The sequence below is a fragment of the Pseudomonas sp. QS1027 genome, assembly GCF_002814235.1.
GTDB lineage: Bacteria > Pseudomonadota > Gammaproteobacteria > Pseudomonadales > Pseudomonadaceae > Aquipseudomonas.
Genome location: NZ_PHSU01000011.1, coordinates 291,126 through 317,115, shown reverse-complemented (window position 1 = coordinate 317,115; position 25,990 = coordinate 291,126). Strand labels below are relative to the sequence as shown.

Genomic DNA, 25,990 nt, shown 5'->3' with positions numbered 1-25,990 from the left:
TGTTCCTGAATATCTGCGCTGGAGGGGATCAATTCACGCGGTAGCTGACGGCGAGGGTGCCTTTCTTTTCGCTGATGGACAGGACTTCGACCTGGCCGATCTCACTCAGCGAACGGACATGGGTGCCGCCACAGGGGTAGGCGGGCAGTTCGCCGAAACTCACCTCCCGTTGCTCGCCCGCCACGTGCAGGTGGCGCGGTTTATCCGCCTTGATCCACTCTTCCAGGGCCTGCCGGATGGCGCTTGCCTCCATGGTTTTCGGCTGCTCGCCGCGGCTGAACGAGACACGGCTTTCCCCAGGCCAGTGATGGGCCTTGAGCGGTTTCCAGCCCTGGCTCTCGCCGTAGTGGCCGATCAGATGACCGGCAGAGTGCAGGCGTGCATGCAGCGAACGTCGCTCGGCATCGACCCGGGCCCGGGCCGATCCCTTGGGGAGCGCGCGATCGACATGGTGCGCGATACCTTCGGCGGTTTGTAGAACACGCAGCACCTGGCTTTCGCCGATCCAGCCGGTGTCGAAGGGTTGGCCGCCGCCCTGGGGGTGAAAGGGAGTGGCGTCGAGGGTTACGACGAAGCCCTCTTCATGGGCTGTGCAGGCAAGCACTTCGACCTCGCAGGTCAGTTCGTCGCTATTGAAAAAAAGGCGCTGGGTCATGATTCGGATCTCCATCAGGCTGTCGGTTGCCAGTATAAAAAGGCCATAGGCGTGTGATAATCCGATCAAATCTCAATGGACCTGTGCGTCATGAGCATCAATCTACCGCTGGCGTTGCTGAGCGAAATGGCGATTTTCGTCAAGGTGGTCGAGACCGGCAGCTTCTCGGAAGCCGCGCGCCAGCTCGGTTCATCGCCTTCGGCGGTGAGCCGCTCGATTTCCCGTTTGGAAAAGGCCCTGGCGACCCGGCTGCTGCAGCGCACCACGCGCAAATTGCGCCTGAGCGACAGTGGCGAGGAGACCTTCAAGCGTTGTCGGGAAATGGTCAGCGCGGCGCGCTCGGTGATGGAGATCAGCGGTCAGTACACCCACGAGGCCCAAGGGCTGGTGCGGGTCAGCGTGCCGAAGGCGGTGGGGCGCTTTGTCGTGCATCCGCATATGCCAGAGTTCCTGCGACGTTATCCGCAGGTGGATGTGCAGATGATTCTCGAGGACCGGCCAGTGGACCTGATCGAGGACAATGTCGACCTGATCCTGCGTATTACCGACCATCCGCCGGTCGGCTTGGTGGGCCGCCAGTTGATGCCCATCGAGCATCTGCTCTGTGCGACGCCGCAGTACCTGGCCGAACACGGTACGCCGCAGCACCCCCATGACCTGCTGGAGCACAGTTGCATCTATCTGGGGGATACGCCCAACGACGCGCGCTGGAAGTTCAGGCAGGGCAGCAAGTCGGTGACCGTCGGGGTCCGCGGGCGCTATGCGGCCAACCACACGGGGGTGCGGCTGGATGCGGTGTTGCAGCATATCGGCATTGGCAGCCTGCCGTATTTCACGGCGCGGCATGCCCTGGAGCAGGGCTTGATCGTCCAGGTGCTACCGGCCTGGACGTTTCTGGCGTCCTATCACGGCGGCCTCTGGCTGCTGTATACGCCGACGCCCTACCTGTCGCCGAAGTTGCGGGTGTTTATCGACTACCTGGTGGAGCGCCTGGCCCGGGAGCCGACGTTGCGCAAGGCGTTGTAGGCGCCCAGCCAGATGGAGCGGTTTTGATCAGTGCTTGCTGTCCTGGGTCGAGAGCGCCAGCAGCTGTTTTTCCTGGTTCCAGTCGAACGGTTCGTCGTTCTGTTCGGCTTCATAGCGGCGCTCTTCCAGCGCCTGGTACAGCTCCAGTTCGTCATCCGGCATGTAATGCAGGCAGTCACCGCCAAAGAACCACAGCAGGTCGCGTGGCACCAGGTGGGCAATTTGCGGATAACGCAGGATCACCTGGCACAGCAGGTCCTGGCCCAGGTACTGGCTTTCCACCGGTTCGACCGGCAGTTGCGCACGCAACTCATCGAAACGTTCGAGGAACAGCGCGTGACTTTCTTCGGGGACCTGCTCGGCTTCGCCGACGGCGACCAGAATGCTGCGCAGGTGGTCGAGCAGGACCAGGTGATCGGCAACGAGGTTGGACATGACAGGGGTCCTCAAGGGTAAAACGGGCGCGAGAGTATAAGACTCTCGGCGCCCGTTGTCGTGTCAGGCTGTCTACCTGGGCCCCTAACGAACCTTGCCTTGGCCCGGGCGCAGTTCTTCCTTGCTGAAATCGTCCACGTCGATGACCTTGCGCCGGGCTGCTTCCGCCTGGCGCAGGGTTTCGGCTTCGGCGGGCTGCAATACACCGGCCTCCAGGGCGGCATCGATGGCCGACTCTTCGGCACGAGGCTTGACCTGGCCGCTCTTGAGCGCGCTGTGGAGCTTTTTCTGCAGCTCATGACTGGCACCCAGCAAGTCGTAGGCGTGTTGCAGGGCGCCGACCGGATCGCTTGCCGATTGCGGGCGATAGCAGCCTTCGAGCACGGCTTCCAGTGCCGGATCGCCCTTGGCCCGACCGAGTACGGCGGCGACTTCGGCATCCAGTTCGTCGGAAGGGCCGGTATGTCGACGACCGAAGGGGAATACCACCACTCGCAGCAAACAGCCGAGTACGCGGTTCGGGAAGTTTTTCAGCAACTCGTCGAGGGCCCGTTCCGAGTGCCCGAGGCTCTCTTCCATGGCCCAGGTGAACAGCGGTTGCAGATATTCCGGGGAGTCGAGGTCGTGATAACGCTTGAGTGCCGCGGACGCCAGGTACAGATGGCTGAGTACATCTCCCAGGCGTGCCGACAGTCGTTCGCGGCGCTTCAGTTCACCGCCCAGCAGCATCATGCACAGGTCCGCCAGCAGGGCGAACGCCGCCGCCTGGCGGTTCAACGCGCGGAAATAACCCTGGCTCAGGCGATTGCCCGGCGCCGCTTCGAAATGCCCGAGCCCGAGGTTCAGGACCAGGGTACTGGCGGCATTACTGATGGCAAAACCGATGTGATCGAGCAGCAGCTTGTCGAACTCCACCAGCGCCTGGTCGTGGTCCTCGCGGGCGGCCAGGGCCATTTCCTTGAGGACGAAGGGGTGGCAGCGAATTGCGCCCTGGCCAAAGATCATCAGGTTGCGCGAGAGGATATTCGCCCCTTCCACCGTGATGAAGATCGGCGCGCCTTGCCAGCTGCGGCCCAGGTAGTTGTTCGGGCCCATGATGATGCCCTTGCCGCCGTGCACGTCCATGGCGTGGGCGATGCACTCGCGACCGCGTTCGGTCAGGTGGTACTTGAGAATCGCCGAAAGCACCGAGGGTTTCTCGCCGAGGTCGACGGCATTGGCCGTGAGCATCCGCGCACTGTCCATCAGCCAGGCGTTGCCGCCGATACGGGCCAGGGCTTCCTGGATACCCTCAAAGGCGGCCAGCGGTACGTTGAACTGCTCGCGGACCTGAGTGTACTGGCCGGTCACCAGGCTGGTGAACTTGGCCGCGCCGGTGCCCACCGCCGGCAGGGAGATCGAACGGCCCACCGACAGGCAGTTCATCAGCATCATCCAGCCCTTGCCGAGCATGTCCTGGCCGCCGATCAGGAACGACAGCGGAATGAACACGTCCTTGCCCGAGTTCGGGCCGTTCATGAAGGCCGCGCCGAGGGGCAGGTGGCGCCGGCCGATTTCGACCCCCGGGGTGTCGGTGGGAATCAGTGCGAGGCTGATGCCCAGGTCTTCCTCGTCGCCCAGCAGATGTTCCGGGTCATGGGCCTTGAAGGCCAGCCCGAGCAAGGTCGCCACCGGGCCCAGGGTGATGTAGCGTTTTTCCCAGTTCAGGCGCAGGCCGAGGACTTCCTCGCCTTGCCATTGGCCCTTGCAGATAACCCCGGTGTCCGGCATGGAGCCGGCATCGGAACCGGCCAACGGGCCGGTCAGGGCAAAACACGGAATATCGTCGCCACGGGCCAGGCGTGGCAGGTAGTGATTGCGCTGCTCGTCGGTACCGTAATGCAGTAGTAACTCGGCCGGGCCCAGTGAGTTGGGCACCATCACGGTGGAGGCGAGGTCGCCGCTGCGGGTCGCCAGTTTCATCGCCACCTGGGAGTGGGCATAGGCGGAAAAGCCCTTGCCGCCGAACTCCTTGGGGATGATCAGGGCAAAGAAGCCGTGCTCCTTGATATGCGCCCAGGCTTCGGGCGGCAGGTCCATGGCCTGGCCGATCTGCCAGTCGCTGACCATGGCGCAGAGCTCCTCGGTCGGACCGTCGATAAACGCCTGTTCCTCCTCGGTCAACCGGGCCTTGGGATAGGCCAGCAGCTTGTTCCAGTCCGGGCGCCCGCTGAACAGCTCGCCATCCCACCAGACGGTACCGGCGTCGATGGCGTCGCGTTCGGTCGCGGACATCGGCGGCAGGACCTTGCGGAACCAGGCGAACAGCGGGGCGGTGAACAGCTTGCGGCGCAGATCGGGCAGCAGCAGCGTAGCCGCGACCACTGCCAGCAGCACCCACAGCACCAGCATCAGGCTGCCCGGCGCATGGCCGAAGCGGCCCATCGCGACAAGGTAGACGGCGACTATGCCGAGTACGGGAAGCGGAGCGATTCGGCGATGCGCCAGCCAGGCGACGCCGATCACCAGTACCAGTATCCACAACAGCAGCATATTCAATCCTCCTTAAAGACAGCGCCAAGGTGCCGATTGAGCTTAGTCGGCATCCGCTAAACGGGGCTTGGGGCTGTGTGTCCAAATCTGTAGGCACATGCGTGCAGGTGCAACGGCCCGGGCGACCTGGTCCAAAAGTGAGCAGGCTAACGATAGTGACCATCCCGTGTCGGTGGAGTTCGCTGGTTTCGTCACGGTCCAGGTTGCGATGAGCCTTATCCGCTCTGCTACTTTCCTCGTGTGCAAGGATTTGAGCCAGGGCCGTTCGGGCGTAGACTGCGTCGGCATTTATCCATAGAGAGGCTGTCATGCTGAAAATCTGGGGTAGGAAAAATTCGTCGAACGTCAGAAAAGCCTTGTGGTGTGCCGAAGAGCTTGGCCTGCCCTACGAGTCTCTGGATGCCGGCGGAGCGTTCGGTATCGTCGATACTCCCGAATATCGTGCGAAAAACCCTAACAAGCTGGTGCCGATGATCGAGGATGGCGATTTTGTCCTCTGGGAATCGAACACCATCGTGCGCTATCTGACCGCCAAGCATGCCGCCGGCTCCAACTGGTTCTCCAATGATCTGCAGGCCCGGGCCAGGGCGGACAAGTGGATGGACTGGACCACCTCGTCCTTTGCCACCCCCTTTCGCGGGGTGTTCTGGGGCGTATTGCGTACCCCCGTCGAGCAACAGGATTGGGCCGCGATCAACGCTTCGCTGAAGATCTGCGCCGACCTGCTGCTGCGAGTCGATGAGGCGCTGGCCGAGCAACCCTACCTGTCGGGCGACGAGATCGGCATGGGTGATATTCCCCTCGGCAGCTTTATCTATGCCTGGTTCGAAATGCCCATCGAACGCCCGCCGATGCCTCATTTGAGTGCCTGGTACGAGCGCTTGAAGCTGCGTCCGGCCTATCAGCGTGCAGTCATGACCGCGTTGACTTAATAGCCATTATTAACGCCGGTTGCTGTACTTGTGCGGCGAGGCCAAGCACCATGAGCCTGGTTCGCCGCCGTTGCATTGAAAACGGCGTGCCCTTATTTAGTTCTTTCCTCCCTTCTTGGTGCATGAATCCGATATGAGTTCCGCTCTGTCCATCCGGCAGCTAACCAAAACCTACGGCAACGGTTTCCAGGCCCTGAGTGGTATCGATCTGGACGTCGCCGAAGGTGATTTCTTCGCCTTGCTCGGCCCTAACGGTGCCGGCAAATCCACTACCATCGGCATTCTCTCGACCCTGGTGAACAAGTCCAGCGGTACGGTGAAGGTGTTCGATCACGACCTGGATCGCGAACCCGCCGCACTCAAGCGCTGCATTGGCGTGGTGCCGCAGGAGTTCAACTTCAACCAGTTCGAGAAGACCTTCGATATCGTCGTGACCCAGGCCGGGTACTACGGCATTCCGGCGAAAATCGCCAAGGAACGTGCCGAGCAGTACCTGACCCAATTGGGCCTCTGGGACAAGCGCGACGTGCCATCGCGGTCGTTGTCCGGCGGCATGAAGCGCCGGCTGATGATCGCCCGGGCGCTGGTGCATGAACCGCGCCTGCTGATCCTCGACGAGCCGACTGCGGGGGTCGACATCGAACTGCGTCGTTCGATGTGGACCTTCCTCACCGAGCTGAACCAGAAAGGCATCACCATCATCCTCACCACCCATTACCTGGAGGAGGCTGAGCAGTTGTGCCGCAATATCGGCATCATCGATCACGGCACCATCGTCGAAAACACCAGCATGCGCCAGTTGCTCGGCCAACTGCATGTGGAGACCTTCCTGCTCGACCTGAAGAACGACCTGCAGCACCCGCCGCAGCTGATCGGCTATCCGAGCAAGCTGCTCGACAGTCGCACCCTGGAAGTCCAGGTCGACAAGGCGGTGGGCATCACGGCGCTGTTCGGGCAACTGGCCACGCAGCAGGTCGAAGTCCTGAGCCTGCGTAACAAAACCAATCGCCTCGAGGAGCTGTTCGTGTCCCTGGTGGAAAAAAACCTGTCGAAGGTGGCGGTATGAGTTCGGAACTGCAACCCAACCTGGTCGCCCTCAACACCATCGTCTACCGCGAAGTCCGGCGTTTTACCCGGATCTGGCCGCAGACCCTGCTGCCGCCGGCCATCACCATGGTCCTGTACTTCGTGATCTTCGGTAACCTGATCGGCAGGCAGATCGGTGGCATGGGTGGTTTCACCTACATGGAGTACATCGTGCCGGGCCTGATCATGATGTCGGTGATCACCAACTCCTACGGCAACGTGGTCTCGAGTTTCTTTGGCAGCAAGTTCCAGCGCTCTATCGAAGAGTTGATGGTTTCGCCGGTCTCTCCCCATACCATCCTGATCGGCTACACCCTTGGCGGTGTCCTGCGCGGGCTGATGGTGGGGATTATCGTGACCCTGCTCTCGCTGTTCTTCACCCATTTGCAGGTCCATCACCTGGGCGTGACCCTTCTGGTGGTGATACTGACGGCGACGATCTTCTCGCTGTTGGGGTTCATCAACGCGGTCTTTGCACGCAACTTCGACGATATCTCGATTATCCCGACGTTCGTGCTGACGCCGCTGACCTACCTCGGCGGGGTGTTCTACTCGATTACCCTGCTGCCGCCGTTCTGGCAGACCGTGTCGCTGGCCAATCCGGTGCTGCATATGGTCAACGCCTTCCGCTACGGCATTCTCGGGGTGTCGGACATCCGCATCAGCGTGGCCATCACCTTCATGGTCGTGGCGACCCTGGCCCTGTACATCGGTTGTGCACGGCTACTGGTCAGCGGCCGCGGTATGCGCCAGTAAGGGTTTTCATGGATGGCGGCGTCGTTCCAGGCGCCGTTTCCATTGCCTGGCCACCCACCAGCGCCAGTAGCTCATGGTCAGGTAATAGCCCAAGGCGCCCAGCGCCACTCCCAATACCACTGAACCCAGCAACAGCGGTTGCCAGAGCGTCGACAGCTGCCCGCTGATCCAGGCCCAGGTCAACTCGTCCGGCAGGCCGCGGGGCGGCACGTGCAGCAACCAGGCACCGAGCTGGTAGGCGCAATAGAAAATCGGCGGGATCGTCAGCGGGTTGGTCAGCCACACCAGGCTGACGGCAATCGGCAGATTGCCGCGCACCAGAATCGCCAGGAACGCCGCCAGCAGCATCTGCAAGGGCATCGGCATCAAGGCCGCGAACAAACCCACTGCCATGGCCCGTGCCACCGAGTGCCGATTGAGGTGCCAGAGGTTCGGATCGTGGAGCAGGGGACCGAAAAAACGTAAGTGTTTGTGTTCCCTGATGCGGGTCGGGTCCGGCATGTAGCGTTTGAATAAGCGACGCGGCATAAGGCTTCTCGGGCAGTTCAGGCGGGCAGTATGCCCGGATTTTACGGGGGGCCGATTCAGACTTTGTGACAGTAAATAAAGCACCGCCCGCATAACCCGGCTATTCCGAGAGCTGAACAGGTTCAAGGAAGGCTTTATGCGAACAGGGATGTTGGCGCTGGCGGCGGGGCTTGTGCTCTTGCGATTGCTCCCGCAATTGCCGCCCGTTGGGCTGTTGCTGGTGCTGCCGGTGCTTGGCTTGATGCTGTTGTCATTTCGCACTTATCCGCTGGCGTTGTTTCTGCTCGGCTTCAGTTGGGCCTGTTTCCAGGCGCAACGGGCGCTGGACGATCGACTGGCGCCGGAGCTGGACGGCCAGACCCTGTGGGTGGAGGGCCGGGTGGTCGGTTTGCCGCAACGGGACGAACGGGTGGTGCGCTTCGAACTGGAGGGCGCGACTTCGCGTCGGGCCCGGCTGCCGGCGCGTTTGCGGCTGTCCTGGTTCGGCGGCCCGGATCTGCGCAGTGGCGAGCGCTGGCGCCTGGCGGTGCAGCTCAAACGTGGGCACGGCTTGCTCAATCCCGCCGGGTTCGACTATGAAGCCTGGCTGCTCGCCCGGCGTATCGGCGCTACCGGCACGATCAAGGACGGGCAATTGCTGGTGCCCGCCAGCGGTGCCTGGCGCGATGGGATCAGGCGGCGCTTGCTGGAGGTCGATGCCCAGGGACAATCGGCCACTCTGGTGGCGCTGGTGCTCGGTGACGGTTCGGGCCTGTCAACGCAGACCTGGCGGGTGCTGCAGGACACCGGCACCCTGCATCTGCTGGTGATTTCCGGCCAGCATATCGGTTTGCTCGCGGGATTGGTCTACGCCCTGATCGCCGGATTGGCGCGTTATGGCCTGTGGCCGGGTCGCTGGTCCTGGTTGCCGTGGGCCTGTGGCCTGGCGTTTGCGGCGGCGCTGGGCTATGCGCTGCTGGCCGGTTTCGGCGTGCCGGTGCGTCGGGCCTGCGTGATGCTCGCGATGGTGCTGCTGTGGCGTTTGCGTTATCGCCACCTGGGGGCGCTGGTGCCGTTGCTGGCGGCCTTGAACCTGGTGCTGTGGTTCGATCCGCTGGTGAGTCTGCAGGTGGGATTCTGGCTGTCCTTCGCCGCCGTGGCGGTGCTGATCTTCACCTTCAGTGGACGACTGGGGGCCTGGCGCCCCTGGCAGAGCTGGACCCGTGGGCAATGGGTGATCGCCCTCGGCTTGTTTCCCGCGTTGCTGTTGCTGGGCCTGCCGGTCAGCCTCAGCGCGCCGTTGGCCAACTGGATCGCCGTGCCCTTGATCGGTCTGCTGGTATTGCCCCTGGCCTTGCTCGGCACACTGCTGTTGCCGCTGCCCTGGGTGGGCGAGGGGCTGCTGTGGCTGGCCGGCGGTTTGCTCGCGGGGTTGTTTCAAGGGCTCGAATGGCTGGCCGCGCAAGTGCCGGCCTGGATACCGGCGGCGGTTCCACCCTGGGCCTGGGCGCTGAGTGGCCTGGGTATCCTGCTGTTATTGCTGCCGGCCGGTATCCCTCTGCGTCCCCTGGGTTGGCCATTGGCGGCGCTGGCGGTGTTTGCGCCTTCGACCCAGGTGGCGCCGGGCGAGGCCGAGGTCTGGCAACTGGATGTCGGCCAGGGCCTGGCGATCCTTGTCCGAACCCGTGAGCACACCTTGTTGTACGACGCCGGACCGCGTTTCGGCGAGTTCGACCAGGGCGAGCGGGTGGTGCTGCCATCCTTGCGCAAGCTGGGAGTGCGCCAGCTCGATACGCTGCTGCTCAGCCATGCCGATGCCGATCATGCCGGCGGGGCCCTGGCCGTGCGCCGCGGACTGCCGGTGAGCGAGGTGCTTGGCGGCGACGTCGAGGGTTTGCCCGCGGCGTTGCAGGCCCAGCCCTGTGTCAGTGGCCGGCACTGGCAGTGGGACGGCGTGCGCTTTTCCCTGTGGCGCTGGCCCTTGGCCCGGGACAGCAATCAATCTTCCTGCGTCTTGCAGATCGAGGCCAACGGCGAGCGCCTGCTGCTGACCGGCGATATCGATATCGAGGCCGAACGGGCGTTTCTCGACAGTCCGTTGGCCGTTGCCAGCGATTGGTTGCAGTCGCCCCATCACGGCAGCCGCAGTTCCTCGTCAATGGTCTTCCTGCAACGCCTGGCCCCGCGCGGCGTGCTGATTTCCCGTGGGCGCGGTAATTCCTTCGGGCATCCCCACCCGCAGGTCATCGCACGTTACAAAGCCTTGGACATGGCCATCTTCGACAGCGCGGAGCAGGGCGCACTGCGTCTGGTGCTGGGGCGTTTCGACGAACCGCAGTCCCTGCACGCCGCGCGGCGTTTCTGGCGGCAATAGTCCGCAGTGTTTCAATAACCCTGGGTTATTAAAGTCCCCCTGGATGCGACATCACGATCTTCGGCCCGCGCAACCCCTATGTTAGAGTGGCGCACTTTTTCGAGGGGACTGTCACTGTGTGGGAATTGGTCAAGTCCGGCGGCTGGATGATGCTGCCGATCATTTTGAGTTCCATCGCTGCATTGGGCATTGTCGCCGAGCGCCTGTGGACGTTGCGGGCCAGCCGCGTGACCCCGGAGCATCTGCTCGGGCAGGTCTGGCGCTGGATCAAGGACAAGCAACTGGACAAGGAAAAGCTCAAGCAACTGCGTGCCGATTCGCCCCTGGGCGAGATCCTCGCCGCGGGCCTGGCGAACTCCAAGCATGGTCGCGAGATCATGAAAGAGTGTATTCAGGAAGCCGCCGCCCGGGTCATCCACGAACTGGAACGCTACCTCAGTGCCCTCGGCACCATTGCCGCCATGGCGCCCTTGCTCGGGCTGCTGGGGACGGTGCTGGGCATGATCGATATCTTCAGCTCGTTCATGGGCACGGGCATGACCACCAATGCCGCCGTGCTCGCCGGGGGGATTTCCAAGGCGCTGATCACTACGGCTTCGGGCCTGATGGTCGGGATTCCGGCGGTGTTCTTCCATCGTTTCCTGTTGCGTCGGGTCGATGAGCTGGTGGTGGGCATGGAGCAGGAGGCGATCAAGCTGGTCGAGGTGGTGCAAGGCGACCGCGATGTCGACATGCCAGAGGGTAAAGCGTGAAATTCCGCCGCAAGCCCCTGGAGCCCGTGGATATCAACGTGACGTCGTTGATCGACGTGGTGTTCGTCCTGCTACTGTTTTTTGTCACCACCACCACCTTTACCCGCCAGACCGAGTTGCGGGTCGACCTGCCGCAGGCGGTCAGCGGCTCGCCAGCCGAAGACCATATTCCCAAGGAACTGGATATCGCCATCAGTGCCGAGGGGGTCTATACGGTGAACAACCAGCGCCTGCCAGCCAATGACCTGGCCAGCCTGATGGATGCGGTGCAGAAAGAGTCCGGCGGCGATACCAGCCTGCCGCTGTCGATCAGCGCCGATGGCAAGACCCAGCACCAGGCCGTGATCACCGCCATGGATGCGGCCGGCAAGCTGGGCTTCAGCCATCTGCGCATGACCACCGTCGAAGCGGCGCCGGCACCCTGATGAGTTTCTCCGAGCGTCTGCTCGCCGCCTGGTACGACGGTCATCCGGCGTTGAGCCTGCTGCGCCCGCTGGAGTGGCTGTATCGGTGGGTGGTCGATGGCAAGCGTGCGCGTTTCGTCGCGGGCGAAGGCACGATCTACCAACCACCGGTGCCGTTGATCGTGGTGGGTAATATCACCGTCGGCGGCACCGGCAAGACCCCGATGATTCTCTGGCTGATCGAACATTGTCGGCAGCGCGGCCTGCGGGTCGGCGTGGTCAGCCGTGGCTATGGCGCCAAGCCGCCGCAGTTGCCCTGGCGCGTGCAGGCCGACCAGGCCGCGGCGCTGGCCGGTGACGAACCTCTGCTGATCGTCCAGCGCAACGGCGTGCCGTTGATGATCGACCCGGATCGCAGTCGCGCGGTCCAGGCCTTGCTGGCGACGGAAAAACTCGACCTGATCCTGTCCGATGATGGCTTGCAGCATTACCGCCTGGCCCGCGACCTGGAACTGGTGCTGATCGACGCCGTCCGGGGCCTGGGCAATGGCCGTTGCCTGCCCGCCGGCCCACTGCGCGAACCGGTCGAGCGTCTGCAAAGTGTCGATGGCGTGCTCTACAACGGCGCCAGCGAGGACCGTGACAACGGCTTCGCCTTTCGCCTGCAACCGACGGCGCTGGTCAACCTGCTGACCGGCGAGCGCAAGCCGGTCGATCATTTTCCACCCGGACAGGCCGTGCATGCGGTCGCCGGTATCGGCAACCCGCAACGTTTCTTCAATACCCTCGAAACGCTACACTGGCAGCCAGTACCCCATGCCTTTGCCGACCATGCCGAGTACAGCGCCGGGGCCTTGAGCTTCGAACCGACGCTGCCGCTGGTCATGACCGAAAAGGATGCGGTGAAATGCCGGGCCTTCGCGGCGCCCGACTGGTGGTACCTGGCGGTGGATGCGTTGCCGTCCGAGGCCTTCACGGCCTGGTTCGACACCCAGCTGCTGCGCCTGTTGCCCGACCGTCTCTTGCCCTAAACCCGTTTTTATCCAGGGAATCCTCATGGACACCAAACTGCTCGACATCCTCGCCTGCCCGATCTGCAAAGGTCCCCTCAAGCTCAGCGCCGACAAGACCGAGCTGATCAGCAAGGGCGCGGGCCTGGCCTATCCGATCCGCGACGGCATCCCGGTGATGCTGGAAAGCGAAGCCCGGACCCTGAGCACCGACGAGCGCCTGGACAAATGAGCACCCCGTTCGTCGTTGTCATTCCGGCGCGCTTTTCCTCCACCCGCCTGCCGGCCAAGCCGCTGCAACTGATCGCCGGCAAGCCGATGATCCAGCACACCTGGGAACAGGCGTGCAAAAGCAGCGCCCAGCGGGTGGTGGTCGCCACCGACGATGCGCGTATTGTCGAGGCCTGCCGGGCCTTTGGTGCCGAAGTGCTGCTGACCCGCGAAGATCACGAGTCCGGCACCGATCGCCTGGCTGAAGTGGCCACTTTGCTGGGCTTGGCGGCAGATGACATCGTCGTCAATGTCCAGGGTGATGAGCCGCTGATTCCGCCGGTGGTGATCGATCAGGTCGCGGCCAACCTGGCGGCCCACAGCGAAGCGCGCATGGCTACCCTGGCCGAGCCGATCCATGACCTGGAAACCCTGTTCAATCCGAATGTGGTCAAGGTGGTCAGCGACATCAACGGCCTGGCGCTGACTTTCAGCCGCGCGACCCTGCCCTGGGCGCGGGATGACTTTGCCATCAGTCGTGAGCAGATGCCGTCAGGCGTACCGTTCCGCCGTCATATCGGCATCTACGCCTATCGCGCCGGCTTCCTGCATGATTTCGTCAGCTGGGGGCCGTGCTGGCTGGAAACCACCGAACGCCTGGAGCAACTGCGGGCCCTGTGGCACGGCGTGAGGATTCATGTCGCCGATGCCCTGGAGGCGCCACCCACCGGCGTCGATACGGAGCAAGACCTCGATCGCGTTCGTCGGTTGCTGGAGGTCTGATGCGGGTTCTGTTTGTCTGCCTGGGCAATATCTGTCGTTCGCCCACGGCCGAAGGTGTGTTGCGGCACAAATTGCGCGAGGCCGGCTTGGCCGAGCAGATCGAAGTGGCCTCCGCCGGCACCGGTGCCTGGCATGTCGGCAAGTCGCCGGACAGCCGCAGCCAGCGGGCGGCGCGGATGCGCGGCTATGACCTGTCGGCCCAGCGTGCCCGGCAGGTTGCTGCGGCGGATTTCAATCGCTACGACCTGATCCTGGCCATGGACCAGAGCAACCTGCGCAACCTCAAGTTGTTGCAACCGGCTCAGGGCAAGGCCGAACTGGACCTGTTCCTGCGACGTTATGACGGGGCGGTGGAGGAAGTGCCGGACCCTTACTACGACGAAGAACATGGTTTCGAGCAGGTCCTGGATCTGATCGAGCAGGCCAGCGATCGGCTGGTGATCGAACTCAAGGGGCGTCTATGACCCTGCCAGTGTTAGCCGGGGTGTCCCTCAAACCCTATAACAGCTTTGGCGTCGATGTCCGTGCGCAGTGGTTCGCCGAGGCCCACAGCGATGCCGATGTCCGTGAGGCCCTGGCCTATGCGGCGCAGCATCAACTGCCGTTGCTGGTGATCGGTGGCGGCAGCAACCTGTTGCTGACTGCCGATATCCAGGCGCTGGTGTTGCGCATGGGCACACGGGGAATTCGCCTGCTGCACGATGACGGCCTCAATGTCGTGATCGAAGCCGAGGCCGGCGAGCCCTGGCATCCGTTTGTGCTGTCGACCCTGGCCCAGGGCTGGAGCGGTCTGGAAAACCTCAGCCTGATTCCCGGTACCGTCGGCGCGGCACCCATGCAGAACATTGGCGCCTACGGGGTCGAGATCAAGGATGTGTTCGCTGGCCTGACCGCGCTGGATCGCGAGACCGGCGAGTTGCGCGAGTTCTCCCTGCAGGAATGCCGGTTCGGTTATCGCGACAGCCTGTTCAAGCACGCCGCCGGGCGTTGGTTGATCCTGCGTGTACGCTTTGCCTTGAGTCGTGCCGAGCATCTGCACCTGGGTTACGGCCCGGTGGCCCAGCGCCTGATCGAGCAGGGTATCAACCAGCCGACCGCCAGCGATGTCAGTCGGGCCATTTGCAGTATCCGCAGCGAAAAACTGCCCGACCCGGCCGTATTGGGCAATGCCGGGAGTTTCTTCAAGAACCCGTTGGTGTCGGCCGTGCAGGCTGGTGAATTGAAGCTGGCGCATCCCGGGCTGGTGAGTTATCCACAGCCTGATGGCCAGGTGAAACTGGCGGCGGGCTGGCTGATCGAGGCGGCGGGCTGGAAAGGCTTTCGCGAAGAAGATGCGGGTGTACATCTTTTGCAGTCGCTGGTGCTGGTCAACTACGGTACGGCGAGCGGCCTGCAATTGCTGGCCCTGGCACGGCGGATCCAGGCTGACATTTTGCAACGATTTGCCGTTGAGCTGGAAATGGAGCCGAATCTCTACTGAAGCTATGCTGCAAGGTGGGTTCACCCAGAAAGCCCTGTATATGTAGCGTATACAGGGCTTTTTTTATTGATACGGCTTTCCTTGAGCCGATTAACGCTGTAAATACTGACTTCAATAACGGATTCATGAAGCGTTCACTTCATGAAAAATCCGATCAGCCTGAGTTCATCCGCCATGCCGTCCGTGCGGCAACCCTTGGCAGAGGGCTCGACCCCATAACCTCGAACTATGCGGGCGTGCTTATGATTACCCTGAAACTCAACGGTCAAGACCATCCGCTGGACGTCACCGAGGACATGCCGCTGCTCTGGGCGATCCGCGACGTGGCGGGTTATACCGGGACCAAATTCGGCTGTGGCATGGGGTTGTGTGGTGCCTGCACCGTGCATATCGACGGATTGCCGGTGCGTTCCTGCATCACCCCGGTCGGTTCCGTGGCGGGGCAGAGCGTCAGCACCATCGACAACCTGCACAGCGACCCGGTCGGCCAGGCGGTGCAGCAAGCCTGGCTGGACGGTGGCGTCGCCCAGTGCGGTTTCTGCCAGGGCGGGCAGATCATGTCGGCGACAGCCTTGCTCAAGGTCAACCCCAAGCCCAGCGATGCCCAGATCGAAGAGGCCATGCTCGGCAATATCTGCCGCTGCGGCACCTATAACCGCATCAAGACCGCCATTCACCAAGCCGCGGCCCATCTCCAGGAGACCAAGGCATGAACCCGTCCCTGAACGATTTTGTCCTGAGCAACCTCAGCCGGCGCGGTTTTCTCAAGGGCGTCGGCGCCACCGGTGCGCTGGTCCTGGCGGCGAGTTGGGGCCTGCCTTCGGCCTTTGCCGAAGGTGAGCAGAAATACGGTGCCGATCGGATGCCGAATGGCTGGGTCGATGATCCCAAGGTCTATGTGAGCATCGAGGCCGACGGCAGCGTGACGGTGATCTGCAACCGCGCCGAGATGGGCCAGGGCGTGCGCACCAGCCTGAGCATGGTGGTGGCGGACGAGCTCGAGGCCGACTGGGCAAGGGTCAAGGTCAGGCAGGCGCCGGCCGACGAGGTGCGTTTCGGCAACCAGGACACCGATGGTTCGCGCAGCATGCGTCACTGGTATGAACCGATGCGGCGTTGCGGCGCGGCGGCCCGGAGCATGCTCGAACAGGCGGCGGCCGCGCAGTGGAAAGTCCCGGTGGCGGAATGCCGGGCGCAGTTGCACAAGGTTATCCACAGCCCGAGCGGGCGTGAGCTCGGTTATGGGGCCCTGGCGACCGCCGCGGCCGCGCTGGCGGTTCCTGCCCGCGACAGCCTGAAGCTCAAGCAACCATCGGAATTCCGCTATATCGGCAAGGAGTCGACCCGGGCCATCGACGGTGCGGATATCGTCAATGGTCGCGCGCTGTACGGTGCCGATGTGCATTTTGAAGGCACCGTCTACGCCACCGTGGCCCGCCCCCGGGTATACGGCGGCAAGGTCAAATCCTTTGATGCCACCGCTGCGCTGAAGGTCCCGGGGGTGCTCAAGGTCGTGGAAATCGAAAGTCGTCCGTTGCCTTCCGAATTCCAGCCGCTGGGCGGTGTGGCGGTGATTGCCAGCAACACCTGGGCGGCGATCAAGGGCCGCGACGCGCTGACGATCGTCTGGGATGACGGCGCCAACGCCAGTTATGACTCGATTGCCTACCGTCAGGAACTGGAAACTTCGGCACGCCAGCCCGGCAAGGTGGTGCGCGATACCGGCAATGTCGAGGAAGCCTTGAAGCGCGCCGACAGCCAGTTCGAAGCCGGTTATTACCTGCCGCACCTGTCCCAGTCGCCAATGGAACCGATGGTTGCCATCGCCCGTTTCAACGACGGCCACTGCGAAGCCTGGGCGCCGACCCAGGCGCCTCAAGTGACCCGTGAGCGCATCGCCGAACGCCTGGGCATAGGCTTTGACCAGGTGACTATAAACGTGACCCTGCTCGGCGGCGGTTTCGGGCGCAAGTCCAAGCCGGACTACATCATCGAGGCGGCCATTCTCGCCAAGGCGATGCCCGGCCAGGCCGTGCGCGTGCAGTGGACTCGCGAGGACGATATTCACTACTCGTATTTCCACACCGTGTCGGCGGAATACCTGCGGGCCAGCCTGAACCAGGACGGCACGCCTTCCGGTTGGCTGCATCGCACCGTGGCACCGAGTATCAGCGCATTGTTCGAACCCAATATCAGCCATGAGGGCGCCTCCGAGCTGGGCATGGGGTTTACCAACATGGCCTACAACATTCCCAATGTGCGCCTGGAGAACCCGGAAGCGAAGGTGCATACGCGGGTGGGTTGGTACCGCTCGGTATCGAATATCCCCCATGGTTTCGCCATCCAGAGCTTTGTCGACGAACTGGCCCACAAGGCCGGCCAGGACCCCTTGGCCTATCAGCTCAAGTTGCTGGCGCCGGATCGCCAGATCGACCCGCGTACCCTGAGCGATCAGTGGAACTACGGTGAGTCTCCCGAGCGTTATCCGATCGATACCGGGCGTTTGCGCGCGGTCCTGGAAACTGCGGCCAAGGCCGCCGGCTGGGGGCGTGAGCTGCCGCCGGGACGCGGCCTGGGGTTGGCGGTGCATTACAGCTTTGTCACCTACGTGGCAGCGGTGATCGAGGTCGAGGTCAAGGATGACGGCAGCCTGATCGTGCACAAGGCCGATATTGCCGTGGACTGCGGTCCGCAGATCAATCCGGAGCGGATCCGCTCGCAGTTCGAAGGGGCTTGCGTCATGGGCCTGGGCAACGCGGTGCTGGGCGAGATCAGTTTCAAGGAGGGTAAGGTCCAGCAGGACAATTTCCATATGTACGAAGTGGCGCGCATGTCCCTGGCACCGAAGCAGGTGGCGGTGCATCTGGTCACGCCGCCGGGGGAGGTGCCTTTGGGCGGGGTCGGTGAGCCGGGTGTGCCGCCGATTGCGCCGGCGCTGTGCAACGCGATCTTTGCCGCCACCGGAAAGCGTATCCGCAACCTGCCGGTGCGTTACCAGCTGCAAGGCTGGAACCAGGTGAAAGCCTGATGGACAGTGCGGATCTGAACGTCCTGCGCAGTGTCCTGCAATGGCGCCGCGCGGGGCAGCGGGTGGTGCTGTACAGCGTGGTCCAGACCTGGGGCAGCGCACCGCGCCAGCCGGGGGCGATGTTGGCCTTGCGCGGGGACGGGGTGGTGATCGGTTCGGTGTCCGGTGGCTGCATTGAAGACGACTTGATTGCCCGTTTGCAGGATGGCCGCCTGCCTGAGGAGGGGCCGCCGGTGCAACTGGTGACCTACGGCGTGAGCCGTGACGAGGCAGCGCGTTTTGGTCTGCCTTGTGGCGGGACCTTGCGCCTGACCGAGGAACGGGTCGGCGATCCGGCCTGGGTCGCCGAGCTGTTGCAGCGCTGCGATGCCCACGAGATCGTGGCCCGTGAACTGGACTTGCACAGTGGGACGGTGACCCTGCATCCGGCGGACAAACAGGAGGTCCTGGCGTTCGACGAACGGACGCTGCGGGCGATCTACGGGCCGCGTTGGCGCTTGTTGTTGATCGGTGCCGGACAGTTGTCGCGTTATGTGGCGGAAGTGGCGCGCTTGCTGGATTTCGAAGTCCTGATCTGTGATCCGCGCAGCGAGTTTGTCCAGGGCTGGGAGGCGCAGCACGGGCGTTTTGTGCCGGGAATGCCGGATGAAGCGGTACTCAGTATCGAAACCGATGAGCGTACGGCGATTGTCGCCTTGACCCACGATCCGCGCCTGGATGACATGGCGCTGCTCACGGCACTGAATTCCCGGGCGTTTTATATCGGGGCGCTGGGCTCGCGGGTCAACAGTCGCAAGCGCAGGGACAATCTGGCGTTGCTGGGCTTGAGCCGTGAGGCCATCGGGCGTTTGCACGGGCCTATCGGATTGCATATCGGCAGCCATACACCGCCGGAGATTGCCCTGTCCTTAATGGCGGAAATCGTCGCGATCAAGAACGGCGTCGAGTTACGGCAGAAAAAGCCGGAGTTGGCGACCAGTGAGTGAGTCGGTTGCGGCCCTTGTCCTGGCGGCGGGGCAGGGCAGTCGCTTTCGCCAGGTGGCGGGTGCCGATCAGGACAAGTTGCTGGCGCGCTGTGTCGGACGCGATGGTGTCGAGCGGGCGGTGGTGGAGTATGTGCTGCTGGGGTTGCCGCAGGGGCCTGGAGCCCGGTTGCTGGTGACGACGGCGGATCGGGTCGAGGTGATTCGCCTGGCGCAGGTGTATGGCTGCCGGGTGTTGCTGATCGAGTCGACGGGTATGGGCGATAGCCTCTGCGCCGCGGTGACGGCGACGGCCGATTCGGCGGGGTGGCTGGTGCTGCTGGGGGATATGCCGTTTATCCTGCCGGAGACCGTTGCTCGGGTAGTGGCGGGGATTGAAGATGACGCTATCTGTGTGCCGGTTTTTCAGGGGGAGCATGGGCATCCGGTAGGGTTCGGGCGCTCGTTTGGGCCTGTTTTGATGAGGTTGTCCGGGGATCGTGGGGCCAAGCCGCTGTTTGCGGGAGGTAACGTGCGAGAGGTGTCTGTCGAAGACCCAGGTGTGCTTTGGGATGTTGATAGGCCCGAGCATTTGGTATTTTTGCGGAATTTTTTTTGATATCGGAACAGGTTTAATCGTACTCGTATGTCGGTTCGGAGCAGGTGAGTGCTCCTATTTTTTGGCCTTTGATGGGGATCAGGCAGTCGTATCTCTCACGTGCTGCAGGTAATAGAGGAAATACAAGCAGGCTGCTTTTTATTCCTTTCTCAGAGAAAGTTATTTTTTCGAAATCGGAATAGGTAACCTGATCGATAAAGGATTTTCCATTTATAGAGCATATTTTCTTTCTGGACAGAATGATCCATTTTTTGTCCGGATCTAACACCTCTATGATCAGGCAAGGGTCGTCATGGGTTTTGATGTAACGGGCTACTACCTCACCGATTCTTCTTGAGTGAGCCTCGTATATGGTGTTGTAGTTTGCTTTCTCACTGGCTGCGTAGGTGGTGGCGGAAATGAGTAATAGAAGCATTGTGCTCTTCATTTTTTTCACCTGGATTTATCTAGGTAGTTTATGCGCCTGTTGAATCGGTCGCTGGGTACATTTGGCCAGTTTGACGGGGTGCTGATGACCGAATACAGTTTGTCAATGTCATTGTTTATAAAGTGTCGTTGCAGTAGTGCCCTGGATCGGGCGTCGTAATCCCCTCGGTATCTTAAATCGATTATTAGATCTTTAATTGTTTTGCGGATCGAGTGCCAGTTCAACTCCCCATATTTGTCTTTGTTGTCGACTTTTCCTGAGACCCTAATGACTTCGCTTTCCATAAAGTCGTAGATGGGGTGGAATAGTTCGTGCTGTTGTTTTCTGGAGATGGAAAACCTCTTTATCTCCGGACTGGCGGCTTTCAGGTAGTTTCTTGCCGCCTGCCCACGAAGCCCTTTGGCTCCAATCAGCCAGCTATACAACGGCTCAGGAATATTGGCGGCTGCCAGATCGGCTTCAGCATTTTTGTTCTGTCCTAGATCATACCCACGACCAATGGTTATCCCCGACGCCCCACCTGGCCAGTGCACCTTGCGACTGAAGTAGATATGCAACGGATGGGCAGGGTCATCAATATCATTACCCTCTACATCAAACGTCAGTTGCCCTCGCTCCACCGTGAGCCACTTGAGGTCGTTTTCATCTTCGATGGCCACAAAGTTCGCCAGTAATCCAATGGGATGGAAGTACCAGGCTTTCCCGTCCGGATTGATCCCATGTTTTCCCGCCAACTCGGCCCACCAGGACAGTTTCTGAATCCGCCTTTTCTCCTCCTCCCAGCGTTTATTGGGCTCGTTGTCACTATGCCGTAGCAGGTGATCCAGCTCATTCCATTTGTCGGGGTTCCAGAACCACTCGCTTTCGTAATGGACAATCAACTGCGAAATGGCCTGGGCGTGATGGGGATTGTCCAGCGCGGCGCGAATCCGCTTCGGCGTCAGCAGCGGACTGACCGCGATGGAATCAGCGTTGCCCTGGATAATCTGGCGCAGTCGGGTCCTGATCGGACCGTTGTTCGCCTTGTGCACCTGCAAGTCGTAGTCGGCCTGTCGCGCCTTGCTCAGCAACTCCAGGGCCTGGAACTGACAGGCCAGCTGTTCGCTATGGCAGGTCGTTTCGCGCAGGCAATCAAAGCCGGGCCAATCCCACGGACTGTAGTCGTCGAAGAACAACGTGCTCTCGCCCAGCCAACCGCTGACACGCTGGCCACTGGCATCGGCCATGCGGTTCTTGAGGTGCCACCATTGTTGGGTGTAGGGCTTCAGGCCGGGCGGGGCAAAGGTGTTGCGGATCCGATGATCGGACGGCAGGTTATCGAGGACCACCCGTGGCAGGATCAGGCCAGGGAGCGTCCGCAGGCTGCGCTTCGCCATCTTCGGTGGGTTATTGGCGTTGATATCAGGTGTGTGAGGCGCCAGCGCGCTGGCAATTTTACTGATGCCCGCCAGGCTTCTTTCACTATCGGGAAGGCGAGCGGCATAGGCCCGACTCTTTTCGACAAAGGCCGGTACATCGTCGCAACTGAAGACTTCCAGGTGCAGCAGGCCTTCGCCATCCCCATGGCTGGGGGTGCTGAAGGTGCCGGGATGACCGATCAGTTCCCCGGCCTTGATGGCGAAGGGGGGGTCGAGCGGGATGACCCGTCCCTTGGCTTCCGGCTCTTCCATCCAGAACCTGGGCCTGGTTCTGTCGGGTTCACGCTGGTAATGCTCCCAACTGAGCAAATGCATGTACAGGCTGTAGAACGTAAGCGCTGTCGGTAGTGGAGCGATAGCGCTGTGTGGCTCGGCAGGCAGGCTCAGGCGATGCTTGACCAGTACGAACCCCGTTGAATAGGCCGCCGGCTCGCCATTGGCCTTGGGGGCGGTGGGATAGGTCTGATCGATGCGATAGGCAATGACTTCGCCATCGGCAATGCAACGTACGTCTGTCTGATCGAGGAGCGCAGCAGTGTTCTTGTCGAAATGCACCCCGCCATGCCAGAGGCCGCCTTGCCCCAGCGGGTAGGTGCCGCCCGTGGCTTTGGCCAGGGCGTCGTAGCCGATTTGCGGATCAGCGATTTCGCGGCTGCGGGCGCCGGCCGTCTTGAAAGGAAAGCACCAGGCCAGCGTCTTGTTTGTGTTCTTCATGAACATTGCCCTCTCACCTGTCCCTGAGAAGCTGACTGTGCGCCGTCGAAAAGTGGGAGTCAGTCAGCGGGCTTCAGTTCGTGATGTAGGGCTTTTCCTTGTTGTATGGCGGCTGGATCTTCAGGCAGGAGAGGAGGAGGGCGCTGAATCGCGGACAAAAAAAGCCCCGCCTGCATCGCTGCAGGCGGGGCTTTTCAACAGCCGTCAGAATCAGGCGAGGGGTTTAGGCTCGTGGGCTTCTTCCAGGGCTTTGTGGCTGTGTTCAACCACTTCTTCGACGTGCTGCAGGTTTTCGTCGATGGTCGGTGCAGCCGCTTCGCTTTCAGCCGGCACGAACTCCGCTGGAGCCGCTTCAGGCGCAGGCGTTGGTTCGGCAGCAACCACGGCTTCTACTGCGGGGGCAGCAGCGGCACGTTCGGCAGCTTCCTGGGCCAGACGCTCTTCTTCACGCTTGCGACGACGCACTTCACGTGGATCGTTCGGGGCGCGACCGTTGCTGGTCAGGGCGCTGGCCGGAGCCGCCTCGACAACCGGTGCAGCGACTTCAGCCACGACTGGGGCAACCACCGGAGCAGGCTCTGGCTGTGCAACCACGGCTGGCTCTTCAGCCGCCACGGTTTCAATCACGGGGGCCTGAGGTGCTTCGACGGCTGGCTCGGACCATTGGAACGCGGCCTGGACTTCCTGAGCCGGCTCTGGCGCAGGTTCCGCAACCGGAGCTTCGACGACAGGGGCCTGGGCAACTGGTTCTTCAACGACTGGCGCTGCGATAACCGGTGCTTCGATAACCGGGGTTTCGATGGCCGGTTCAGGCGCCACGAATACTGGCAGTTCAGCGGCAACCGCTGGCTCGACAGGGGCGTGAGCGACAGGCTCGACGTCACGAACCGGATCGACTTCCACTTCCGGTACTGCTGGCGCTTCCACAGGAGTGGTTGCCTCAACGACCGGTGCTTCAACCGCTGGAGCTTCCTGGGTCGCGGCAGTGGCCAGTTCGGCCTGCTGATGCGCCTCGGCTTCGGCTGGAGCACTGATCACGCTGCTGGCGACGGCGGCGGTCACGGCCAGGCCGGCAGCCAGTTCGGCACCGGTGGCTGGTTCGTGGTGTTCTTCGCTGCCTTCTTCCGAGCCTTCGATCACATTGCCGTTGGCATCACGCTGACGCTCGCGACGGTTGCTGCGACGACGCTGACCACGGGAGCGGCGACGTGGACGATCGCCACCTTCGGCGTTGTCCTGGCCGTCGTCCTGCAGATGCTCTTCGCCCTGCAACACTTCTTCTTCACCGGCAACAGCAGGCTGCTCGGCACGCGGTTGGCGTTCTTCACGCGGTGCACGCGGCTGACGTTCTTCACGTGGAGCACGGGCTGGACGCTCTTCAGCGACTACCGCAGCCGTTGCAGCAGCGGCGACGGCCGGTGCGGCATCCAGCGGCTCACGCAGTTCACGCACGCGTTCTTCACGCTCGCCACGTGGCTTGCGATCTTCACGCGGGGCGCGTGGTGCGCGTTCTTCACGCGGGGCACGTGGAGCACGTTCCTCGCGGGCTACGGCCGGTGCTTCGTCACGCACTTCGCGGACTTCACGTGGCGCACGCTCTTCACGCGGAGCGCGTTCTTCCCGTGGGGCGCGTTCTTCACGCGGCTCGCGCGGTGCACGTTCTTCACGTGGCGCACGCTCTTCGCGCGGCTTGCGCTCTTCATCGCGGCGACCGTTACGGTTGCGGCTCTGCTGGCGACCGTTGCGACGCTCTTCGTTACGGGCCGGACGCTCGGCTGCCGGCTTTTCAACCACGGCCGGTGCAACAGGCTCTTCCTTGCTGGCGAACAGGCTGACCAGCGACTTCACCAGGCCCTTGAACAGGCTTGGCTCGGCGACAACCGGCGCAGGGGCTGCAACCGGAGCGGCGACTTCTTCGGCCGGAACCGGAGCGTTGGCGCGGACCGGAGCGGTCTTGACCGCGGCTTCCTGGCGAACCAGGGTGCGGGTGGCCGCAGCCGGCTGGACTTCTTCCACTTCGGCAGCGGCAGCGGCGATTTCGTAGCTGGACTGGTTGGTGTGGGCTTCCGGGCTGTCATCACGCAGACGTTGCACTTCGAAGTGCGGCGTCTCCAGGTGATCGTTCGGCAGGATCACGATGCGTGCACGGGTGCGCAGTTCGATCTTGGTGATCGAGTTGCGTTTTTCGTTGAGCAGGAAAGCTGCAACCGGGATCGGCACCTGGGCGCGGACTTCGGCGGTGCGGTCTTTCAGGGCTTCTTCTTCGATCAGGCGCAGGATCGCCAGGGACAGCGATTCGACGTCACGGATGATGCCGGTGCCGTTGCAACGCGGGCAGACGATGCCGCTGCTTTCGCCCAGGGACGGACGCAGGCGCTGACGGGACATTTCCAGCAGGCCGAAGCGCGAGATGCGACCGACTTGTACGCGGGCACGGTCGGCTTCCAGGCACTCGCGGACCTTCTCTTCCACGGCGCGCTGGTTCTTGGCCGGGGTCATGTCGATGAAGTCGATGACGATCAGGCCGCCGATGTCGCGCAGGCGCAACTGACGGGCGATTTCTTCAGCGGCTTCCAGGTTGGTCTGCAGCGCGGTTTCTTCGATGTCGCTGCCTTTGGTGGCGCGCGCCGAGTTGATGTCGATGGACACCAGGGCTTCGGTCGGATCGATGACGATGGAACCGCCGGAAGGCAGTTCGACGACACGCTGGAAGGCGGTCTCGATCTGGCTTTCGATCTGGAAACGGTTGAACAGCGGGACGCTGTCTTCGTACAGCTTGATCTTGCTGGCGTACTGCGGCATCACCTGGCGGATGAAGGTCAGGGCTTCGTCCTGGGCTTCAACGCTGTCGATCAGGACTTCGCCGATGTCCTGGCGCAGGTAATCGCGGATGGCGCGGATGATCACGTTGCTTTCCTGGTAGATCAGGAAAGGCGCGGAGCGATCCAGCGAGGCTTCTTTGATGGCGGTCCAGAGTTGCAGCAGGTAGTCGAGGTCCCACTGCATTTCTTCGCTGCTGCGGCCCAGGCCGGCAGTGCGCACGATCAGGCCCATGTCGGCCGGGGCCACCAGGCCGTTCAGCGCTTCACGCAGTTCGTTGCGCTCTTCGCCTTCGATGCGACGGGAGATACCGCCGGCACGCGGGTTGTTCGGCATCAGCACCAGGTAACGACCGGCCAGGCTGATGAAGGTGGTCAGGGCTGCGCCCTTGTTGCCACGTTCTTCTTTCTCGACCTGGACGATGACTTCCTGGCCTTCGCTCAGGACGTCCTTGATGTTGACGCGGCCTTCGGGGGCTTTCTTGAAGTATTCGCGGGAGATTTCTTTCAGCGGCAGGAAGCCATGGCGCTCAGAGCCGAAATCGACAAAGGCAGCCTCAAGGCTTGGCTCGATGCGAGTAATCCGGCCTTTATAGATATTGGCCTTCTTCTGCTCGCGTGCACCGGACTCGATGTCCAGGTCGTAGAGGCGCTGGCCGTCTACCAGGGCAACACGCAACTCTTCGGGTTGAGTTGCGTTAATCAGCATTCTTTTCATGTAGTACCGTCGGTTTCCGGGCTGCCGGAAACGGCGTTCGGCACACACGACTTCTCACGGTCGGTGTCAGGTGCGTCAGGAGTGGTTGGCCATTCCTGTGTCTGGCGAGGTTCATCCAGAGGGGACGAAGTCGCGACTCACGCGTCCTGCTTCTTGGGGTGACAAAAGACACCTCACAAGCAAAAGCTCTGTCAGGAGGAGGAATCAACCGCGGGTGTGGACGATATGAAGCGTCTTGATAAAGCCTAATGCTACACAGTCCGACGGTTGTGCATCTCCACCCTACACGTATCCCTGATAATTCGGGTGCGGCCGCGCGCAGAATCCGCAGCGGGTTGGCATT

Annotated in this window: 23 protein-coding genes; 16 read left to right on the top strand and 7 right to left on the bottom strand. The window is 62.3% G+C overall.

What is annotated here, in order from left to right; genetic code table 11:
- Window positions 1–28: 28 nt before the first annotated feature.
- The gene (locus tag CWE01_RS12250; RefSeq protein WP_100940786.1) at window positions 29–655 is read right to left on the bottom strand and encodes a hypothetical protein; all 627 of its coding nucleotides are present in this window, start codon (window positions 653–655) and stop codon (window positions 29–31) included.
- Window positions 656–745: 90 nt separating this feature from the next.
- Between CWE01_RS12250 and CWE01_RS12245 the strand changes: the two genes are divergently transcribed.
- Window positions 746–1,681, top strand: a complete 936-nt coding sequence (locus CWE01_RS12245) for a LysR family transcriptional regulator (RefSeq protein WP_100940785.1) — start codon at window positions 746–748, stop codon at window positions 1,679–1,681.
- Between the two features lie 27 nt (window positions 1,682–1,708).
- Here CWE01_RS12245 and CWE01_RS12240 read toward each other — a convergent pair whose 3' ends face one another.
- Together CWE01_RS12240 and CWE01_RS12235 are read right to left on the bottom strand one after the other, a co-directional pair.
- On the bottom strand, window positions 1,709–2,116 hold the full coding sequence (locus CWE01_RS12240; RefSeq protein ID WP_100940784.1) for a PA2817 family protein: 408 nt from the start codon (window positions 2,114–2,116) through the stop codon (window positions 1,709–1,711).
- Between the two features lie 84 nt (window positions 2,117–2,200).
- Window positions 2,201–4,648, bottom strand: a complete 2,448-nt coding sequence (locus CWE01_RS12235) for an acyl-CoA dehydrogenase (RefSeq protein ID WP_100940783.1) — start codon at window positions 4,646–4,648, stop codon at window positions 2,201–2,203.
- Between the two features lie 308 nt (window positions 4,649–4,956).
- Between CWE01_RS12235 and CWE01_RS12230 the strand changes: the two genes are divergently transcribed.
- The 3 genes from CWE01_RS12230 to CWE01_RS12220 all read left to right on the top strand — a co-directional run bounded on the left by CWE01_RS12230 (window position 4,957) and on the right by CWE01_RS12220 (window position 7,422).
- Window positions 4,957–5,580: a glutathione S-transferase gene (locus tag CWE01_RS12230; protein ID WP_100940782.1), complete on the top strand. Its 624-nt coding sequence runs from the start codon at window positions 4,957–4,959 to the stop codon at window positions 5,578–5,580.
- Window positions 5,581–5,713: 133 nt separating this feature from the next.
- Window positions 5,714–6,646: an ABC transporter ATP-binding protein gene (locus tag CWE01_RS12225; RefSeq protein WP_100940781.1), complete on the top strand. Its 933-nt coding sequence runs from the start codon at window positions 5,714–5,716 to the stop codon at window positions 6,644–6,646.
- A complete protein-coding gene (locus tag CWE01_RS12220) occupies window positions 6,643–7,422 on the top strand; it encodes an ABC transporter permease (RefSeq protein WP_100940780.1) in 780 nt (259 codons plus the stop codon). The genes CWE01_RS12225 and CWE01_RS12220 overlap by 4 nt, the downstream gene beginning before the upstream one ends.
- 6 nt (window positions 7,423–7,428) lie before the next feature.
- Here CWE01_RS12220 and CWE01_RS12215 read toward each other — a convergent pair whose 3' ends face one another.
- On the bottom strand, window positions 7,429–7,950 hold the full coding sequence (locus CWE01_RS12215) for a DUF2062 domain-containing protein (RefSeq protein WP_100940779.1): 522 nt from the start codon (window positions 7,948–7,950) through the stop codon (window positions 7,429–7,431).
- A 136-nt stretch (window positions 7,951–8,086) separates the two neighbouring features.
- Here CWE01_RS12215 and CWE01_RS12210 point away from each other — a divergent pair, with 136 nt between their 5' ends.
- The 12 genes from CWE01_RS12210 to CWE01_RS12155 all read left to right on the top strand — a co-directional run bounded on the left by CWE01_RS12210 (window position 8,087) and on the right by CWE01_RS12155 (window position 19,551).
- Window positions 8,087–10,303: a DNA internalization-related competence protein ComEC/Rec2 gene (locus tag CWE01_RS12210; protein WP_100940778.1), complete on the top strand. Its 2,217-nt coding sequence runs from the start codon at window positions 8,087–8,089 to the stop codon at window positions 10,301–10,303.
- A gap of 116 nt (window positions 10,304–10,419) precedes the next feature.
- Entirely contained in the window at window positions 10,420–11,055 is a 636-nt protein-coding gene (locus CWE01_RS12205) for a MotA/TolQ/ExbB proton channel family protein (RefSeq protein WP_177144214.1), read from the top strand.
- Window positions 11,052–11,480: a biopolymer transporter ExbD gene (locus CWE01_RS12200; RefSeq protein WP_100940776.1), complete on the top strand. Its 429-nt coding sequence runs from the start codon at window positions 11,052–11,054 to the stop codon at window positions 11,478–11,480. Before CWE01_RS12205 ends, CWE01_RS12200 begins: the two co-directional genes overlap by 4 nt.
- A complete protein-coding gene (gene lpxK, locus CWE01_RS12195; protein ID WP_100940775.1) occupies window positions 11,480–12,490 on the top strand; it encodes a tetraacyldisaccharide 4'-kinase in 1,011 nt (336 codons plus the stop codon). The genes CWE01_RS12200 and lpxK overlap by 1 nt, the downstream gene beginning before the upstream one ends.
- Window positions 12,491–12,515: 25 nt before the next feature.
- Window positions 12,516–12,701, top strand: coding sequence for a Trm112 family protein (locus tag CWE01_RS12190; RefSeq protein ID WP_007931663.1), 186 nt, complete (start codon window positions 12,516–12,518; stop codon window positions 12,699–12,701).
- A complete protein-coding gene (gene kdsB / locus CWE01_RS12185) occupies window positions 12,698–13,462 on the top strand; it encodes a 3-deoxy-manno-octulosonate cytidylyltransferase (RefSeq protein ID WP_100940774.1) in 765 nt (254 codons plus the stop codon). The genes CWE01_RS12190 and kdsB overlap by 4 nt, the downstream gene beginning before the upstream one ends.
- Window positions 13,462–13,926, top strand: coding sequence for a low molecular weight protein-tyrosine-phosphatase (locus CWE01_RS12180; RefSeq protein WP_100940773.1), 465 nt, complete (start codon window positions 13,462–13,464; stop codon window positions 13,924–13,926). Before kdsB ends, CWE01_RS12180 begins: the two co-directional genes overlap by 1 nt.
- On the top strand, window positions 13,923–14,942 hold the full coding sequence (murB, locus tag CWE01_RS12175) for a UDP-N-acetylmuramate dehydrogenase (RefSeq protein WP_100940772.1): 1,020 nt from the start codon (window positions 13,923–13,925) through the stop codon (window positions 14,940–14,942). The genes CWE01_RS12180 and murB overlap by 4 nt, the downstream gene beginning before the upstream one ends.
- Window positions 14,943–15,184: 242 nt before the next feature.
- Complete coding sequence (locus tag CWE01_RS12170) at window positions 15,185–15,655, top strand: (2Fe-2S)-binding protein (protein WP_100940771.1); 471 nt, start codon at window positions 15,185–15,187, stop codon at window positions 15,653–15,655.
- The gene (locus tag CWE01_RS12165; RefSeq protein ID WP_100940770.1) at window positions 15,652–17,970 is read left to right on the top strand and encodes a xanthine dehydrogenase family protein molybdopterin-binding subunit; all 2,319 of its coding nucleotides are present in this window, start codon (window positions 15,652–15,654) and stop codon (window positions 17,968–17,970) included. The genes CWE01_RS12170 and CWE01_RS12165 overlap by 4 nt, the downstream gene beginning before the upstream one ends.
- The gene (locus tag CWE01_RS12160; RefSeq protein WP_100940769.1) at window positions 17,970–18,956 is read left to right on the top strand and encodes an XdhC family protein; all 987 of its coding nucleotides are present in this window, start codon (window positions 17,970–17,972) and stop codon (window positions 18,954–18,956) included. The genes CWE01_RS12165 and CWE01_RS12160 overlap by 1 nt, the downstream gene beginning before the upstream one ends.
- Window positions 18,949–19,551 carry an NTP transferase domain-containing protein gene (locus CWE01_RS12155; protein ID WP_100940768.1) on the top strand — a complete coding sequence of 201 codons (603 nt, stop codon included), beginning with the start codon at window positions 18,949–18,951 and terminating at the stop codon, window positions 19,549–19,551. The genes CWE01_RS12160 and CWE01_RS12155 overlap by 8 nt, the downstream gene beginning before the upstream one ends.
- A 13-nt stretch (window positions 19,552–19,564) precedes the next feature.
- On the opposite strand, the gene CWE01_RS12150 is transcribed toward CWE01_RS12155, so the two are convergent.
- The 3 genes from CWE01_RS12150 to rne form a co-directional block, all read right to left on the bottom strand.
- Window positions 19,565–19,978, bottom strand: coding sequence for a hypothetical protein (locus CWE01_RS12150; RefSeq protein ID WP_157815207.1), 414 nt, complete (start codon window positions 19,976–19,978; stop codon window positions 19,565–19,567).
- A 5-nt stretch (window positions 19,979–19,983) separates the two neighbouring features.
- Window positions 19,984–22,116 (bottom strand): hypothetical protein, encoded by a 2,133-nt coding sequence (locus CWE01_RS12145; RefSeq protein ID WP_100940766.1) that lies wholly within the window; start codon window positions 22,114–22,116, stop codon window positions 19,984–19,986.
- 204 nt (window positions 22,117–22,320) lie between these two features.
- A complete protein-coding gene (gene rne / locus CWE01_RS12140) occupies window positions 22,321–25,647 on the bottom strand; it encodes a ribonuclease E (RefSeq protein WP_177410469.1) in 3,327 nt (1,108 codons plus the stop codon).
- Between the last annotated feature and the right edge of the window lie 343 nt (window positions 25,648–25,990).